Source organism: Pseudoxanthomonas sp. X-1, from assembly GCF_020042665.1.
In the GTDB taxonomy this organism is placed as follows: domain Bacteria; phylum Pseudomonadota; class Gammaproteobacteria; order Xanthomonadales; family Xanthomonadaceae; genus Pseudoxanthomonas_A; species Pseudoxanthomonas_A spadix_A.
This window is the reverse complement of the sequence record NZ_CP083376.1, coordinates 4,320,160-4,337,056: the sequence shown is the minus strand read 5'-3', so window position 1 is coordinate 4,337,056 and position 16,897 is coordinate 4,320,160. Positions and strand designations below refer to the sequence as shown.

The 16,897-nt window shown below is 71.2% G+C and carries 15 protein-coding genes; 8 read left to right on the top strand and 7 right to left on the bottom strand.

Annotation, left to right across the window (positions count from 1 at the left end; translation table 11 throughout):
- Positions 1–30: 30 nt before the first annotated feature.
- A complete protein-coding gene (locus tag LAJ50_RS19370) occupies positions 31–1,206 on the top strand; it encodes a S41 family peptidase (protein WP_171044612.1) in 1,176 nt (391 codons plus the stop codon).
- A 123-nt stretch (positions 1,207–1,329) separates the two neighbouring features.
- Here the strand turns inward: LAJ50_RS19370 and LAJ50_RS19365 are convergent, their stop codons facing one another.
- The 4 genes from LAJ50_RS19365 to LAJ50_RS19350 all read right to left on the bottom strand — a co-directional run bounded on the left by LAJ50_RS19365 (position 1,330) and on the right by LAJ50_RS19350 (position 4,701).
- Positions 1,330–2,085, bottom strand: coding sequence for a glutathione S-transferase family protein (locus tag LAJ50_RS19365; RefSeq protein WP_130551555.1), 756 nt, complete (start codon positions 2,083–2,085; stop codon positions 1,330–1,332).
- A gap of 270 nt (positions 2,086–2,355) precedes the next feature.
- Entirely contained in the window at positions 2,356–3,207 is an 852-nt protein-coding gene (gene purU / locus LAJ50_RS19360) for a formyltetrahydrofolate deformylase (RefSeq protein ID WP_130551556.1), read from the bottom strand.
- Positions 3,208–3,251: 44 nt separating this feature from the next.
- Positions 3,252–3,677, bottom strand: a complete 426-nt coding sequence (locus LAJ50_RS19355) for an XVIPCD domain-containing protein (protein ID WP_130551557.1) — start codon at positions 3,675–3,677, stop codon at positions 3,252–3,254.
- 151 nt (positions 3,678–3,828) lie between these two features.
- Positions 3,829–4,701 (bottom strand): NAD(P)-dependent oxidoreductase, encoded by an 873-nt coding sequence (locus LAJ50_RS19350; RefSeq protein ID WP_138653546.1) that lies wholly within the window; start codon positions 4,699–4,701, stop codon positions 3,829–3,831.
- 242 nt (positions 4,702–4,943) lie between these two features.
- On the opposite strand from LAJ50_RS19350, the gene LAJ50_RS19345 reads away from it, so the two are divergent.
- From LAJ50_RS19345 to LAJ50_RS19320, 6 genes are read left to right on the top strand one after another with little or no spacing between them, the layout of a single operon-like run.
- Positions 4,944–6,002, top strand: a complete 1,059-nt coding sequence (locus LAJ50_RS19345) for a LacI family DNA-binding transcriptional regulator (RefSeq protein ID WP_205961533.1) — start codon at positions 4,944–4,946, stop codon at positions 6,000–6,002.
- A complete protein-coding gene (locus LAJ50_RS19340; RefSeq protein ID WP_138653542.1) occupies positions 5,999–7,165 on the top strand; it encodes an L-dopachrome tautomerase-related protein in 1,167 nt (388 codons plus the stop codon). Before LAJ50_RS19345 ends, LAJ50_RS19340 begins: the two co-directional genes overlap by 4 nt.
- A gap of 44 nt (positions 7,166–7,209) precedes the next feature.
- Positions 7,210–8,364: an aldo/keto reductase gene (locus tag LAJ50_RS19335; protein ID WP_171044611.1), complete on the top strand. Its 1,155-nt coding sequence runs from the start codon at positions 7,210–7,212 to the stop codon at positions 8,362–8,364.
- Positions 8,364–9,734: a cytochrome c gene (locus LAJ50_RS19330; RefSeq protein ID WP_138653540.1), complete on the top strand. Its 1,371-nt coding sequence runs from the start codon at positions 8,364–8,366 to the stop codon at positions 9,732–9,734. The genes LAJ50_RS19335 and LAJ50_RS19330 overlap by 1 nt, the downstream gene beginning before the upstream one ends.
- A gap of 28 nt (positions 9,735–9,762) precedes the next feature.
- Positions 9,763–10,509, top strand: a complete 747-nt coding sequence (locus tag LAJ50_RS19325) for a gluconate 2-dehydrogenase subunit 3 family protein (RefSeq protein WP_130551563.1) — start codon at positions 9,763–9,765, stop codon at positions 10,507–10,509.
- Between the two features lie 15 nt (positions 10,510–10,524).
- Complete coding sequence (locus tag LAJ50_RS19320; RefSeq protein WP_224096401.1) at positions 10,525–12,291, top strand: GMC family oxidoreductase; 1,767 nt, start codon at positions 10,525–10,527, stop codon at positions 12,289–12,291.
- Positions 12,292–12,318: 27 nt separating this feature from the next.
- Here the strand turns inward: LAJ50_RS19320 and LAJ50_RS19315 are convergent, their stop codons facing one another.
- Together LAJ50_RS19315 and LAJ50_RS19310 are read right to left on the bottom strand one after the other, a co-directional pair.
- Positions 12,319–13,431 carry an NADH:flavin oxidoreductase/NADH oxidase gene (locus tag LAJ50_RS19315; protein WP_138653538.1) on the bottom strand — a complete coding sequence of 371 codons (1,113 nt, stop codon included), beginning with the start codon at positions 13,429–13,431 and terminating at the stop codon, positions 12,319–12,321.
- A gap of 99 nt (positions 13,432–13,530) precedes the next feature.
- Positions 13,531–14,355, bottom strand: coding sequence for an NAD-dependent protein deacetylase (locus LAJ50_RS19310; protein ID WP_138653536.1), 825 nt, complete (start codon positions 14,353–14,355; stop codon positions 13,531–13,533).
- A gap of 309 nt (positions 14,356–14,664) precedes the next feature.
- On the opposite strand from LAJ50_RS19310, the gene LAJ50_RS19305 reads away from it, so the two are divergent.
- On the top strand, positions 14,665–15,384 hold the full coding sequence (locus tag LAJ50_RS19305) for a response regulator transcription factor (RefSeq protein WP_224096400.1): 720 nt from the start codon (positions 14,665–14,667) through the stop codon (positions 15,382–15,384).
- On the opposite strand, the gene LAJ50_RS19300 is transcribed toward LAJ50_RS19305, so the two are convergent.
- Positions 15,365–16,744 (bottom strand): ATP-binding protein, encoded by a 1,380-nt coding sequence (locus LAJ50_RS19300; RefSeq protein WP_224096399.1) that lies wholly within the window; start codon positions 16,742–16,744, stop codon positions 15,365–15,367. The two genes, LAJ50_RS19305 and LAJ50_RS19300, sit on opposite strands and share 20 nt — an antisense overlap.
- Between the last annotated feature and the right edge of the window lie 153 nt (positions 16,745–16,897).

Below are 16,897 nucleotides of genomic sequence, written 5' to 3'. Positions count from 1 at the left end.
CAATGAGCCCTTCTTCCAGGGATGAAAATGATGCCTATCAAGCGACTGACTCTCTGGCTCCTGTGCGCGGTATGCATTCATGTCGCTGCCGCAAACGCAGGCGAACCGCAGCGTTGGACCGAAAAGGAGAGACTACATCTGGTCAATCTGGCGATCGGGCTGGTAAGTCATCCTCAAGTTTACGGCGCACATCCTTGGCAAAGCCTGGATTCGGAGCGGCTCTTTGAACTTTACCTGCGGGAGCTCTCCAGGCGCGGCAGGATAAAGATGGCGATCGCCGGAGATACACAGAAGTTCCGGGGCGAATTCTCCAGTGGAGCGTGGCGGAGCGACCTCAGTCCCGTTTATGCGCTCTATGCGGATCTAGAGCGGAGCGGTGCTGCCATCAGCGAGGAGGATAAGGATGAGGCCATCTCCATCCTGATATCCGCGATCGCGGGGCTTCAGTACCGGAATAATGTGTTCTCGGTCGGCGGAAAGCCTTACTCGGTTTCCGATAAGGCCGCCCGAAATGACACGATACCCACGACTTCCAGCATGGTGGGAAACATCGCCATCGTCCGGCCTGGAAACAAAACCACCACGGCAGCCGCCCTCTTGCCGAATACTGCCGATCTGGGCGCCGAGCTCAAGGCACTCGGCCGGCACGACGCCGATGCCATGATCGTCGACCTGCGGTCGCATCCGGGATTCGGCCTGAAGGATCTGCTCGCGCTCGTGGGACTCTTCGCTGGAGAAGGGCCCGCGATGCAGATCAAGGCAGCCAACGGCACGGTCGATCGGATGCATTCAACAGGAAAGCAGGTCTGGCATCGACCTGTCGCGGTTCTGGTCGATCAAGAGACCGCGAGCGGCGCCGAGGCATTCGCGGCTGTCCTGCAGGATAGAAGTCGTGCCCTGATCATCGGTCGACGCACAGCAGGCGACATGAGGATCAGAAGCAATATCCTGATGAGCGATCCGGCGGACAAGTCCGCGAATGACCAGGTAGAAGTAACGGTCGTCGTCGCGGAAGTGTTTAGGCTCGATGGCATGCCCATCGATGGCGCTGGTGTGGAGCCCGACATCCGGCTCGGTCCTGTAGAGGCCAAGCCCAGCGAGACGAGTCGCCTGGAGACGATTTCGCCTTGGCCAGGGCTTGCCCGGAGGAAAGACGCGAAAGTGGATACACCCGCTTCGCACGACGGGCTTTCCTGCCCGCCTTGACAAGGTGCGGTCGATGTTTGCCTGCAGAACGCCGTGCAGGCATTCCAGCAGGCGCTCGCAACGCAGCGTGGCCATAAAGGCAATGCGGACAGTTGACACCGCGCGTGATTCACGAGCGCGGCGCTAGTCCAGCCGCATCACGCCCTTGCGCGCCACCTCGGTGCCCAGCGTCGCTTCGCTGACCGGTTCGCCCAGCGAGCGCAGCAGGTCGCGCTGATCGCCCAGCGGCACGCGGGCCACCGCGTCCTCGATCTTCGCCAGGCGCGCGAACTCCGGCAGCGTCAGCACGCGCTGCAGCCAGGCCGCGGTGCGCGGCCAGCGCGCGGCCTCCACTTCCACGCGCACCATCGCGGCGTTGCGGAAGAACGCGGCGATGGCGATGTCGGCGATCGACAGCGCGCCGAGCAGGAAGCCGTCCTGCGGCATCTGCGCCTCCAGCCAGTCCAGGCTGGCGGGCAGGGCGACGTCGCGGGCGTGGTTGAAGCGCGTCTCGTCCACCGGCTCCTTGAACAGGAAGCGCTTGGGCCCGCGCTGGTAGAACAGGTCGGCAATGATCACCTCGCCCAGGCGCGCGTCGGCGTACTCCTCCAGCCAGCGCGCCTGGGCGCGTTCGCCGATGTCGGCCGGGTACACCGAGGGGCTGGGATGGCGATCCTCCAGGTACTGGCAGATCACGCTGGAGTCGTTGATCACGCGCGCGCCGTCGATCAGCACCGGGACGCGGCGCAGCGGACTGATGCGCTGGAAGGCGTCGCCGCCGACGAACGGGGCGATCGGGTCGATGGTGTAGCGCAGGCCCTTCAGCGCCATCACCACCAGCACCTTGCGCACGTAGGGCGACACATAGCTGCCCACCACGTGATAGATCGGATCGCTCATCGGGCCCTCGCGGATCGAAGCAGGAGCGCAAGCCTACCGGCTTGTGGTGTTGATGGTGTTGCCCGGTGGGAGCCGCCATGGCGGCGATGCGGCTTTCCCGGTAGAGCCACATCGCCGCCATGGCGGCTCCCACCAAACTGGTTCCCACCAAGCTGGAGCGAAAGCCTCAGCGCTTGCGCTTCTCCAGCAACAGCTTGATGCCCACCGCGACCAGCGCGATCACGAAGCCCGCCGCCAGGGCGATCAGGATCAGCAGCAGCCACGCGGCCATCAGCGGAACACCACGGTGCGGTGGCCGTTGAGCAGGATGCGGTGCTCGACATGGCGACGCACCGCGCGCGCCAGCACCAGCGATTCGGTATCGCTGCCCAGGCGCACCAGCTCGCGCGGGGTCATGGCATGGTCCACGCGCGCCACGTCCTGCTCGATGATCGGGCCCTCGTCCAGGTCGGGCGTGACGTAGTGCGCGGTGGCGCCGATGATCTTGACCCCGCGCGCGTGCGCCTGGTGGTACGGCTGGGCGCCCTTGAAGCTGGGCAGGAAGCTGTGGTGGATGTTGATCGCGCGGCCGGCCAGCGCCGCGCACAGCGCCGGCGAGAGGATCTGCATGTAGCGCGCCAGTACCACCAGGTCGATGCGCTCGCGTTCGACCAGGTCCAGGAGCGCGCGCTCCTGCGCCGGGCGCGTGGCCGCATCGACCGGCAGATGGTGGAACGGCACGCCGTAGGACGCCGCCAGCGGGGCGAAGTCCTCATGGTTGGAGGCTACCGCGGCGATGTCGACCTTCAGCTGGCGGCTGTGCGCGCGGAACAGCAGATCGTTGAGGCAATGGCCGTGCTTGCTCACCAGCACCAGCAGGCGCGCGCGGGCCTGCGCGTCGTGCAGCTGCCAGTCCATGTCGAAGGCCGCGCCCAGTTCGGCCAGCCGCGCGCGCAGCGCCCCGGGCTCCAGCGCCTCGGGCCGGTCGAAGTGCACGCGCAGGAAGAAGCGTCCGCTGTCGGCGTCGCCGAACTGCTGCGCATCGAGGATGTTGCAGCCGGCGTCGAACAGCAGGCCGCTGACGCGGTAGACGATGCCGGTGCGGTCCGGGCAGGAGAGGGTCAGGATGTGGTCGCGGGGCATAGGGCGGGCATCTTACGCACAGGCCCACCGCGGCGGCGACGGTTTCAGTCGGCGCTGTCTTCGTCGCGGCCGCGCCGCTGGCGCCGCCGGCGCGCGTTGGCCTCGTCCAGCCGGCGCAACGAATCGGCCACGGGTGTGGCGGTGGCCTCGTCGGTGGTGATGAAGGCGCGCTTGTGGCCCGGATCGTCCAGCCGGCCCTGCACCAGGAACACATGCTCGCCCTGTTCGACCAGGCCGATATGGCGGCTGAGCACCACATGGTCCACGCGCTTGAAGCCCTGCTCGCGCGCCAGCGGCATCAGCCGGGCGATCATGCGCGCGCTGGCCGCGTCCGGCGTGCGCCCGGCCTCGGCATCGAGCCGGTGCACGCCGCGCGCGATCTGGACGTAGAGGCGGTGTTCGGGGTGCTCGGGATGCTCCGGGCCGATCACCTCGGACGACTGCGCCTGCACCGGTGCCGAGGCCCTCATCGCGGCCATGGGCCGTGCCGGTGGTGGGTGTCCCTGGATGCGTGCATGTGTCCTTCCGTTGAGCGGGCCGTCGTGCCGAGGCCTGCGCACCTTAGTCGCAGCGCGCCGCGCGGCTCAAGCCGCGCCGCGGCGATCAGCGACGCAGGTCCGCCTAGGCCTGCCCGGCGCGGCGGGCGGAGACCTTGGCCAGCGCCGACCAGTCCAGGTCGCCATCGCCCTGGGCGATGCCTTCGAGCAGGCCGTCGCGCAGGGTGCTGGCGATGGGCATGGGCACATGCTGCGCCTCGCCGGCGGCCAGGGCCAGGCGCACGTCCTTCAGGCCCAGGGTCATCTTGAAGCCGGCGGGCGAATACTGCTCGCGCGCGATCAGCCCGCCGTACCCCTGGTAGGCGGGCGCGGCGAACACCGTCGAGGTGAGCATGGCGAGGAAATCGGCCGGCGCCACGTCGTGCCCGCGCACCAGCGCGCCGGCCTCGGCCATGGTGCCGATGGCGCTGGCCAGGCAGAAGTTGGCCGCCAGCTTGACCGCGTTGGCCTGCTCGGGCCGGGCGCCGAAGGGCCAGGTCCTGGCGCCCAGCACGTCCAGCAGCGGCTGCACCCGGGCGATGTCCGCGGGCTCGCCGCCGGCCAGGATGTTGAGTTTGCCGGCCTCGGCCACGTCCACACGGCCCAGCACCGGCGCGGCCACGTAGGCCACCCCGCGCGCAGCGTGCGCCTCGGCCAGCTCGCGGGCGAAGGCGACCGAGACGGTGGCCATGTTCACGTGGATCGCGCCCTCGGGCAGGGCGTCGAGCAGGCCGCTGTCCAGCACGCTCTCGCGCACGGCCTGGTCGTGGGCCAGCATCGAGATCAGCACCGGCGCGGCGACCTGGCGCGGCGTGTCGCAGGCGTGGGCGCCTTCGCGGGCCAGCGCCTCGCGTGGCGCGGCGCCGCGGTTCCAGACGCGCAGGCTGTGGCCGGCCTTGAGCAGGTTGCGCGCCATCGGCGCGCCCATCGTGCCCAGGCCCAGGAATCCGATGTCCATCGTGGGGATCGCTTCGGGAAAAGGGACCACCAGTGTCGACCCGCGCCGGTGTGGGAGGCGCGAAGCGCGCCCCTGGATGCCGCCCGCCTGCCGAGCCGTGCGCGCATTTCATGCGGTGATCGCGCCGCCGGCTGGTATGGTTGCGCAACCATCCGCGTCTCGCTTGCCATGTCCGCCCCCACATTCGACCCAGGCTGTCCCGGTTTCGACCCGCGCTGCGCGCTTGCGCCTTGGGAGGCCGCGTGAGCGGCGGACGCGTCGGCAAGCGGCCGGTGACCCTCAAGGACGTCGCGGCGCGCGCCGGCGTGGGGGCGATCACGGTCTCGCGCGCGCTGCGCGCGCCGGCCGCGGTCTCGGCGGCCCTGCGCGCCCGCATCGAACAGGCCGTGGCCGAACTGGGCTACGTCGCCAACCACGCCGCCAGCAGCATGGCCGCCGGCCACAGCCGGATCGTGCCGGTCGTGGTGCCCACCCTGGCCCACCCGGTGTACGTGCCGTTCCTGGACGGGGTCAACGCCGTCCTGGACGAACAGGGCTACCAGGTCCTGCTGGGCACCACCGAGTACCGCCAGGACCGCGAGGCGCGCCTGGTCGAGGGCCTGCTGGGCTGGGCGCCGGCCGGGCTGCTGCTGGCCGGCGTCGACCACACGCCGGCCCTGCGCGCGCGGCTGCAGGCCCTGGCGCGCACGCGGCCGCTGGTGGAATTCATGGACCTGGACGGCGAGCCGATCGACCTGATGGTGGGCTTCTCGCATCGGGCGGTGGGCCGGGCGGTGGCGGACTGGTTCGCCGATCGCGGCTTCCGCCACATCGCCATCGTCAGCACCGGCGCCGAGCACGACCTGCGCGCCGCGCGCCGTGCGCAGGCCTTCGCCGAGGCGCTGGCGGCGCGCGGGCTGCGCGACGACTACGTCCTCGATGGCCAGGGCCCCTCGTCCATCGCCGGCGGCGGCCGGCTGCTGGCCGAGCTGCTGCAGCGCCATCCGCAGGTCCAGGCGGTGTTCCTGGCCAACGACGACCTGGCCGCCGGGGCGCTGTTCGAGGCCCAGCGCCGGGGCCTGCGCGTGCCGCAGGACCTGGCGCTGATGGGCTTCAACGATGCGCCGATCGCCGCGGCCGTGCTGCCGGCGCTGTCCTCGGTGGCCGTGGACCGGCGCGGCATGGGCCATACCGTGGCCACGCTGCTGCTCGAGCGCCTGGCCGGCGATGCGCCGAAGGCGCGCGTGATCGACACCGGCTTTTCCATCGTGGCGCGCGCCAGCACCGACGCGCCGCCGCGCCCGACCGGAGACCTGACATGACCCCCTTGCGCGCCGCGCTTGCGCTGGCCTGCCTGTTGTCCCCGCTGCTGGCCCGGGCCGGCGAGGCGCACGACCCGGCTGCGCTGCCGGCCGGCCAGCTGGAGGTCGTGGCCCGCTTCGACGGGCCGGGCCCCTCGGGCATCGCGGTGACGCCGGGGGGACGGGTGTTCGTCGGCTTCCCGCGCCATGCCGAGAACCACGCCGGCATGACGCTGGGCGAGCTTGTGGGAGGGCGGTTGGTGCCGTTTCCCACTGCGGCCATGAGCCTGCCCTCGCAGGCGCCGGACGCGCAGCGGCTGGTCTCGGTGCATGGCATGACCACCGATGCCAGGGGCAACCTGTGGGTGATCGACGACGGCAAGCGCGCCGGCGCGCCGGGCATCCCGGACGGCGCGGCCAAGGTGGTGGGGTTCGACCCGGCCAGCGGGCGGGTGCTCGCCTCGGTGGTGCTCGAGGCGCCGACGCTGCTGCAGGACAGCCACATGAACGACCTGCGCGTGGACCTCAGCCACGGCGCCAAGGGCACGGCCTACGTCAGCGATTCCTCCTTCGGCACCTCGCCGGCGCTGGTGGTGGTGGACCTGGCCAGCGGGCGCCAGCGCCGCGTGCTGGGCCAGCACCCCTCCACGCAGCCCGACCCGGGCTTCGTCGCCACCCTCGACGGCAAGCCCATGCGCTACAGCGCGAAGTCACCGACCTTTCCGGTGGGCGGCGTGGATGCCGTCGCGCTGAGCCCCGACGACAGCACGCTCTACTTCGCGCCGCTGAGCAGCCGGCGTCTCTACGGCATCTCCACCGACGTGCTGGCCAACTTCGACAACGACGAGGCTACGCTCGCCGCCGCGGTGCGCGACCTGGGCGAGAAGGGCTTCGCCGATGGCATGGACAGCGACGCGCGGGGCCGGCTGTACGTCACCGACAGCGAGCACGACGCGATCGTGCGGCGCTGGCCGGACGGGCACTTCGACGTGGTCGGCCGCGATCCGCGCATCGTCTGGCCCGACGGCATCGCGGCCACCGATCGGTACGTGTACGTGACCCTGGGCCAGTGGGACCGCCTGCCGAGCTTCAACGGCGGCAAGGACCTGCGCCAGCCGCCGTACCTGCTGGTGCGCCTGCCGACCGATCCGGCCGGTCCGCTCACCGCGGCGGGTGCGCCATGAGCGCCTGCGCCGCCGATGTTCCCCTTCCGCCACTGGAGCACGCCATGCTGCATCGCCGCCGATTCCTGACCGCCGCCGCTGCCGGGACCGCCGCCCTGGCGGCCAGCCCGCTGCTGGCCCAGTCGACCGCGCCGGGGCCGGGCAGCGTGCTGCCGACCAAGGGGCGCGGCACCGGCGCCCCGCTGCCGTCCAATGCGCCGCGCAGTGGGCGGTTCCGGCCGACCTCGCGCCTGGGCCTGGGCGGCGTGGCGATCGGCAACGGCTTCGCCCCGGCCACCGACGCGCAGAGCGAACAGACCCTGGCCGCGGCCTGGGCGGCGGGCGTGCGCTACTTCGACACCTCGCCCTGGTATGGGCTGGGGCTGAGCGAGCGCCGCTTCGGCCACCATCTGCACACCCATCCGCCAGGCGAGTACGTGCTCTCCACCAAGGTCGGGCGGCTGCTTACCGCCACCGCCGGGCCGCTGCAAGAGACGATGTGGCAGTCGCCTTCGCCCTTCCGCTACCGCTACGACTACTCGGCCGCGGGCACGCGGCGCTCGGTGGAGGACAGCCTCAACCGGCTGGGCGTGGCGCAGCTGGACGTGGTGTTCATCCACGACCTGTCGCCGGACAACGAGGACGACCTGGGCATGCCGTGGGAGCAGCGCTTCGCCGAGGCCGCCAAGGGCGCCATGCCCGAGCTGACCCGCATGCGCGAGGAAGGCCTGATCAAGGCCTGGGGCTTCGGCGTCAACCGGCCCGAACCGGCGCTGCGCGCGATCGAGGAAGCCGACCCGGACATCTTCCTGCTGGCCTGCCAGTACTCGCTGCTGGATCACGCCAAGACCCTGCACGAGACCTTTCCGAAGATCGCCGCGCACGGCGCGTCGGTGGTGGTCGGCGCGCCGCTGCTGGCCGGCTATCTGGCCGGGCGCGAGCGCTATCTCTACGACGGCAAGGTGCCGGACTGGGCACCGGCCAGGCGCGCCAGGGTGCAGGCGGTGTGCGATCGTCACGGCGTGGACCTGCGCACGGTGGCGCTGCAGTTCGCCAACGCGCCGGCGGTGGTGTCGGCGGTGATCCCGGGCGCACGCACGCCGGCGCAGGTGCAGGCCAACGTCGCCTCGATGGCGGTCGCGGTGCCGCAGGCCTTGTGGGATGAGCTCAGGCACGAGGGCCTGATCGACGCCGACGCGCCGGTACCGGCGGCGGCATGATGCGGAAGAAGCGTCTGTTCATCGCCGCGCTGGTGGCGGCGATCCTGTTCCTGTCGGCGTTTGCCATCGCGCTGCTGCCCACGCGAACCCGCGCCATCGCCCCGGTCGCGCAAGGGCAGGCCGCCGCGCTGCTGGAGCAGGGCCGCTATCTGGCCGCGGCCGGCGACTGCACCGCTTGCCATACCGCGCCGGGCGGCGCGCCGTTCGCGGGAGGGCTGCCGATCGCCTCGCCGATCGGCACCATCTACAGCACCAACATCACGCCCGATCCCGCCACCGGCATCGGCCGCTACTCGCTGGACCAGTTCGACCGCGCGCTGCGGCACGGCATCCGCGCCGACGGCGGCACGCTCTATCCGGCCATGCCGTATCCATCGTATGCGCGCATCAGCGACGACGACGTGCGCGCGCTGTATGTCTATTTCATGCAGGGCGTACAGCCGGTCGAACGCCACAACCAGCCCACCGGCATCGCCTGGCCGCTCAGCCTGCGCTGGCCGCTGGCGCTGTGGAGGCGCATGTTCGCGCCCTCGCCCGACGCGCTGGCGGCCAGGCCGGCGCTGGCCGACGCCCGGCTCGCCCGGGGCGCCTACCTGGTGGAAGGCCTGGGCCACTGCGGCAGCTGCCACACCCCGCGCGCGCTGACCATGCAGGAACAGGCGCTGGACGCCTCGGGCAAGGCCTACCTGAGCGGCGGCCAGGTGATCGACGGCTGGACCGCCATCAACCTGCGCGGCGATGTGGGCAGCGGGCTGGGCGGCTGGTCGGAGCAGGACATCGTCGATTCGCTGCGCACCGGCCGCAATCCGCACGCGGCCACCGTCGGCAGCCCGATGGGCGATGTCACCGTCCACAGCATGCAGTACCTGCGCGCGGACGATCTGCACGCCATCGCGGCTTACCTCAAGAGCTTGCCGGCCCGGGACCCGGAGCATCCTGGCTTCCGTGCCGACCCGTCTACCGCTGCGGCCCTGGCGCAGGGCCAGGACGCCACGCCCGGCGCGGCGCTTTACCTGGACAACTGTGCCGGCTGCCACCGCAGCGACGGCGCCGGCGATACGCGCACCTTCCCGTCGATCGCCGGCAACCCCACCGTGCTGGCACCCGCGCCGACCTCGCTGCTGCGCCTGATCCTGGACGGCAGCAGGATGCCGGCCACGCCGGCCGCGCCCTCGGACCTGGGCATGCCCGGCTTCGCCTGGCGGCTGGACGACGCGCAGGTCGCGCAGCTGGCCAGCTTCGTGCGCGCGGGCTGGGGCAATCGCGCCGACCCGGTCAGCGCCGCCCAGGTACGCAAGGTCCGCGCCCAGCTCGAGCGCGAGCGGGCCGAGCGCGTCAAACCCCACGACCCGACTTCCACGCGCGATTGATGCGCGCCGCTGCCCCTTGGTGAACCGCATGAGCAAGCCTCCCCAGACGCCGCACGCCGATGCGCCGACCGCGACGACCCGCCGCGCCTTCCTGCGCCTGTCGCTGGCCGTGGCCCCGGCCGCGGTCGCCCTTGGCGCGTGCGATGGCCAGCAGGGCGAGGCCGGTCGGCGCGAAGGCGCCGGCGCCACCCACTCCGCGCCTTATCGGCCCACGTACTTCAGTGCGGCCGAATGGGCCTGCCTGCAGGCCGTCGTGGCCCGCCTGATCCCCGGCGATGCGCGGGACCCGGGGGCGCTGGAGGCCGGCGTGCCCGAGTACATCGACCGCCAGATGGGCACGCCCTGGGCGGCGGGGCGGCTGTGGTTCATGCAGGGGCCGTTTCAGCCCGATGCGCCGGCCACGCTGGGGTATCAGCTCCGGCTGGCGCCGCGCGAGCTCTACCGGCTGGGCCTGGCCGATCTGGACCAGGCCTGCCGCGCCGCGCACGGCAAGGCCTTCGCCGAACTCGACGCCGCGCTGCAGGACGGCGTGCTGCAGCGGCTGGAAGCCGGCACGCTGGCGCTGGCGCAGGTGCCGCCCAAGGCGCTGTTCGGCCTGCTGCTGGCCAACGCGCGCGAGGGCTTCTTCTGCGATCCGCGCCATGGCGGCAACCGCGACCTGGTGGGCTGGAAGCTGATCGGCTTCCCCGGCGCGCGCGCGGACTTCATGGACTGGGTCGAGCGCGACGTGGCCTATCCGCTGCCGCCGGTGTCCATCGACGGGGCGCGGGGCTGAGCCATGGCGACGACGATGAAGAAGACCGATGTGGTGGTGGTGGGCTTCGGCTGGGCCGGGTCGATCATGGCGCGCGAGCTGACCGAGGCGGGCCTGCGCGTGGTCGCGCTGGAACGCGGCGCCGCGCGCGACACCCAGCCCGACGGCGCCTACCCGGGCACGCTGGACGAGCTGACCTACAGCGTGCGCAAGAAGCTGTTCCAGGATCTCTCGCGCAGCACCGTGACGATCCGCCATACCGAGGCGGACACCGCGCTGCCGTACCGGCAGCTCGGCGCCTTCCTGCCCGGCGATGGCGTCGGCGGCGCCGGCCTGCACTGGTCCGGCGTGCACTTCCGCGTCGACCCGGTGGAGCTGAAGCTGCGCAGCCATTACGAGCAGCGCTACGGCAAGCGCTTCATCCCCGAAGGCATGACCATCCAGGACTTCGGCGTGAGCTACGAGGAGCTGGAGCCGCACTTCGACTTCGCCGAGAAGGTGTTCGGCACCTCCGGCAGCGCCTGGAGCGTGCAGGGCGAAGTGGTGGGGCGGGACAAGGGCGGCAACCCGCTGGCGCCGGACCGCTCGGCGCCGTTCCCGCTGCCGGCGCAGAAGCGTACCGTCTCGGCGCAGCGCTTCTTCTCGGCGGCCGCGGGGCTGGGCTACCACCCCTACGACATGCCCTCGGCCAACGCCTCCGGCCCCTACACCAACCCCTACGGTTGCCAGATGGGCACGTGCAACTTCTGCGGCTATTGCAGCGGTTATGCCTGCTACAACTATTCCAAGGCCTCGCCCAACGTCAACGTGTGGCCGGCGCTGCGCCAGCAGCCGCTGTTCGAGCTGCGCACGCATTGCGAGGTGACCAGGGTGGAACTGGCGCCCGATCGCAAGACCGCCACCGGTGTGACCTACGTCGACGCGCAGGGGCGCGAGGTGTTCCAACCCGCGGACCTGGTGATCGTCTCGGCCTTCCAGTTCCACAACGTGCGCCTGCTGCTGCTTTCGGGCATCGGCACGCCCTACGACCCGGCCAGCAACACCGGCGTGGTCGGGCGCAACTTCGCCTACCAGAACATGGCCACGGTCAAGGCGTTCTTCGGCAAGGACGTGCACAGCAACGAGTTCATCGGTGCCGGCGGCAACGGCGTGGCGATCGACGACTTCAACGCCGATCATTTCGACCATGCGGCGGCCGGCTTCGTCGGCGGCTCACCGATGTGGGTCAACCAGGCGGGGGTCAAGCCGATCAGCGGGATCGCGCTGCCGGCCGGTACGCCGGGTTGGGGACAGGCGTGGAAGCGCGCGGTGGCCGAGCACTACACCCACACCGTGTCGATGGATGCGCACGGCGCGCACATGAGCTATCGCGGCAACTACCTCAGCCTGGACCCCACCTATACCGACGTCCACGGCCTGCCGCTGCTGCGCATGACCTTCGACTGGCAGGAGAACGACACGCGCATGGCGCGCTTCATGGCCGACAAGCTGGACGGCATCGCCAAGGCCATGGGCCCGGCCTCCACCCGCCAGCTGGTGCGCGACTTCGGCGATCACTTCGACGCGACCAGCTACCAGACCACGCATCTGAACGGCGGCGCGATCATGGGCACCGACCCTGCCACCAGCGTGCTCAACCGGTATCTGCAGAGCTGGGACGTGCACAACGTCTTCGTCCCGGGCGCGTCGGCGTTTCCGCAGGGGCTGGGCTACAACCCAACCGGGCTGGTCGCCGCGCTGACCTACTGGTCGGCGAAAGCCATTCGCGATCAGTACCTGTCCTCGCCACGCGCGTTGGCGTAACCAACGCGCGTCTCGGCACGGATCGCCTCAGCGCGGCTTGAACACGCCGCGCGCCTCGCGCGGTTCGCTGCGCAGGTACTGCGGGGCGATGGCCAGGGTCGCGCCCAGCGCCACCGCCGCATGCCAGGGCCAGCGCGGGTCGTACAGCGCGGCGCGGGCGATGGCCACCGCGTCGGCCTTGCCTTCGGCCACGATGCGCTCGGCGTGCGCCGGCTCGGTGATCAGGCCGACCGCAATCACCGGCATGGTCGACAGCGCCGCCTTGATGTCGCGGGCGAACGGCACCTGGTAGCCGGGCTCCACCGGAATCTGCTGGCGCGGATCCAGGCCGCCACTGGACACGTGCAGATAGCTGCAGCCGCGCGCTTCCAGCGCCTGCGCCAGGGCGATGCTCTGCGCCACGTCCCAGCCGCCTTCGACCCAGTCGCTGGCCGAGATGCGCATGCCGACCGCCATGCTGTCCGGCACCGCCGCGCGCACCGCGTCGAACACCTGCAGCGGCAGGCGCAGGCGGTTCTCCAGCGAGCCGCCATAGGCATCGGTGCGATCGTTGCTCAGCGGCGAGAGGAACTGGTGCAGCAGATAGCCGTGCGCGCCGTGCAGCTCGATCAGGTCGAAGCCCAGCCGGTGCGCGCGCCGCGCGCTGTCGACGAAGGCCTGCACGATCGCCTCGATGCCGGCCTCGTCCAGGCGCTGCGGCGCCGGATCGCCTTCCGCGTAGGGGCGGTCGGTGGAAGACACTGTCTGCCAGCCGTGCGGCGCATCCGGCGCGATGGCCGCGCCGTGGTGTTCCCACGGCTTGTGGGTGGAGCCCTTGCGCCCGGCATGGGCCAGCTGGATGCCGAGCCGGATCGGCGACCAGCGCCGGATGCCGTCCACCACGGGGCGCAGGGCCTGTTCGGTGGCGTCGTCCCACAGGCCCAGATCGGCCCAGGAGATGCGCCCACGCGCCTCGACCGCGGTCGCTTCCAGAATCAGCAGGCCCGCGCCGGACTGCGCCAGATGGCCCAGATGCATGGCGTGCCAGGCATTGGCCTGACCATTGTCATCATCACAGGAGTACTGGCACATCGGCGCGATGACGATGCGGTTGTCCAACGACAGCGGCCCCAGGGACAGGGGCGAAAACAGCGTGCTCACGAAGCGGGCCTTGCAGCAGGGGGGAGACCGTAGATTGCAGCGCGCGGCGTTAGGACCCCGCAAGCGCACCGCTGGATCAGCCTGTCGCGCGCACGACGCTCAGGCCGTCACCCCGTCTTCGAGAAACGCCAGCGCCTGCGCGCAGTCGTGCTGCACCTTCAGCATGAGCAGCTCGTCGGCGCGGGTGCGGCCGTGGTTGAGCGCGGCCACCGGCAGGCCGGCCGCGTGCGCCCACTGCACGAAGCGCAGGCCCGAATACACCATCAGCGAAGAACCGACCACCAGCAGCGCATCGCTGCGTTCCAGCGCCTCGCGCGCGGCGGCCACGCGCTCGCGCGGGACGTTCTCGCCGAAGAACACCACGTCCGGCTTCAGCACGCCGCCGCAGTGCGCGCAGGCGGGGATGTCGAACGCGGAGAAGTCCACGCCTTCCAGGTCGGCATCGCCATCGGGCGCGATGCCCGCGTGGTGCCGCTCCCAGCCGGGATTGCGCGCGATCAGCTCTGCCTGGAAGTCCTCGCGCGGCGTGCGCCGCTCGCAGCCCATGCAGCGCACCACATCCAGCCGGCCATGCAGGTCGATCACCTGGCGGCTGCCGGCGGCCTGGTGCAGGCGGTCCACGTTCTGGGTCAGCAGCAGCGAAACCTGCCCGCGCGCCTCCAGCGCCGCGAGCGCACGATGCACGCCATTGGGTCGCGCGGCGCCGAAGCGCGGCCAGCCGACCAGGCTGCGTGCCCAGTAGCGCTGGCGCGTGGCCAGTTCGCCCATGAAGGCCTGGTAGGTCACCGGCTGCGGGCGCTTCCACGCGCCGTCGCGGTCGCGATAGTCGGGGATGCCCGACCCGGTGCTGCAACCGGCCCCGGTGAGCACGAACAGGCGCGCGTGGCGCTCGACGAAGTCCTGCAGCGCGCGCGGGGTGCTCATGCGCCGGCCTCTGCGGCGGCCGCCGGGCATGTCAGCGCTTGGCGCAGCCGAGCGACGCACACGCTTCGCAGGGGGGCGGGCAGGGCGTTCATGAATGCGGATCCGCAGGCGACGACATGCGCCCTATCTTGGGGAGACGCGAAGACAACGCAAGGACATCGGGGGACGGGCGCGGCGGGCGAATTGCCGCCACCCGGCCCATCCGTGATACTTCGGCCGACCCGCAGGATGCGGGGCGCCCGGCGCGAAGGCCGGGTGCCATCCGATCACCGCCCGCATCGAATCCCTGCCGTCCACGTGAGTGCGCCCGTGCCATCGTCCGCCCGTCCTTCGATCGCACCGCTGCGCCTGGCGCTGCTGGAGGACGACGACGTGCTGCGCGACCGCGTCCTGCTGCCGGGGCTGGCGCGGCATGGCTTCGACGTGGTGCCGATGCGTACGGTGGCGCAGCTGCAGGCGGCGCTGGCGCAGGCCAGCTTCGACCTGATCGTGCTCGACATCGGCCTGCCCGACGGCGATGGCTTCACCCTGACGCGCGAACTGCAGGCCGGGCGCCCGGGCATGGGCATCGTGATCCTCAGCGGCCGCGACACGTCGCCGGACATGGTGCGCGGCCTCAGCCAGGGCGCCGATGCCTACCTGACCAAGCCGGTGGAGATCGAGATGCTGGCCGCGACCCTGTTCAGCGTGGCGCGCCGGCTGTCGCGGCCGCCGGCCGCGCACGAGGCGTCGGCGTGGCAGCTGCAGGACGATGGCTGGTGCCTGTTCTCGCCGCAGGGCAAGGCCGTGGCGCTGACCCAGTCCGAGCGCCGGGTGCTGCTGTGCCTGTGGCGCACGCGCGGTCAACTGGTGGCGCGCGAGTCGCTGCTGGCCACCCTCGGCGGTGAGCTTGGCCTGGAGGTCGACCCGCATCGCCTCGATGCGCTGCTGCATCGCCTGCGGCAGAAGGTGCAGGACCGCGCCGGCACGGCGCTGCCGCTGACCGCCGTGCGCGGCGCCGGCTACCTGTTCAATCCGCAGGGGAACTGAGCGGCGCGGTCACCTGCGGCAGGCGCAGCGTGAAGCGCGTGCCCTGCCCGGGGGCGCTGTCCACCCACAGGCTGCCGCCGCCCTGCTGGGTCAGTTCCTGCGCGACCGCCAGGCCCAGGCCCGTGCCCTGGCCGGCCGGCTTGGTGGTGAAGAACGGCTCGAACGCCTGCTGCATCACCTCGGCGCTCATGCCCACGCCGGTGTCTGACAGGCGCAGCGCCACCTGGCCGTGCTCCAGGCGCACGTCGATCGAGAACGTCCCACCCTCGGGCATCGCATCGCGCGCGTTGGCCGCGAAGTTGAGCATCACCAGGTCGAACTGCGCGCGATCCAGATGCACCGTGCACGGTGCCTCGGGCGTGCTCAGCTGGACCTGCACCGGGGCCCCGAACAGCTGCCGCAGCATCGGCTGCAGCTCGCGCAGGGCGGCGGCCACGTCGAAATCGCTGGGCACGGCCAGCTCGCGCCGGCTGAAGCTCAGCAGCTTGCGGCTGATCGCCACGCCGCGCTGCGCGGCCAGCTCCACGCCCTCCAGCGCCTCGGCCATCGCCTGGGCGTCGGTGACCGGGTCGTAATCCAGTTCGTGCAGGCGATGGCGCTGGCCGGTGTAGCCGATGATCGCGCCGAGGATGTTGTTGAAGTCGTGCGACACGCCGCTGGCCAGCTGGCCGACCGACTCGATCCGCTGCAGGTGCAGCAGCCGCGCCTGCACGCGCTCGCGCTCGCGCATCTCCACGCGCAGGCGTTCGGCCGAGCGGCGGGCGCTGAACAGGCCTTCGCGCAGCGCCTCCACCGTGCGGTCCAGCACCAGGGTGATCATGAAGTAGCTCATCGCCAGCGAGGGCAGGTTCTGGAAGGGGTTGCCCGAGGCGTTCGGCGCCTGGCCCTCCGGGCTCTCCATCCCCAGCCAGAACATCAGCGGGATGCACAGATACACCGCCCACAGCGCCCAGCGACCGATCACCAGCGCCGCCAGGGTCAGCATCATCATCGGGTAGGGATCGAAGGCCTGTAGCTGGTAGCCGAAGGCGATGTTGGCCGCGATGCCCGAGCACAGCGTGACGCCGATGAACAAGGCCGTGGCCGGCTTGACCCGGCCGCGCCGGATCAGCCACACGCCGAGCCACGCGGCCAGCGTCATCGCCGCGTCCGTGCCGATGTCCACGGCCAGCTGCGTGGGATCCATCTGGATCCGCGCGGCGGTCAGCAGATGGTAGGCCTTGTTGAGCGGGATCTCGGTGCCGAGGAACAGCAGCAGCACCTGCAGCGCCGGCGCGTTGCGGCGGTCGATCGGATCGGAGGCCGGCACCCTGCGCAGCCAGGCGACCGCCTGGCGCCACAGCGGCGGGCGCCAAGGCACGCGCCGGAACCGCCTGCGGTCAGATGTCCCCATGGGCCGTGAGTCTAGCGTGAGCCGGCCATGAGATTGCGGGCATTGAGCGCGCGCGGCGGCTGTCGGTAAATCCATCCACGCGTGCCGAGCGGGGAGCCGGTGCGAACTTCCTTCTCCGGA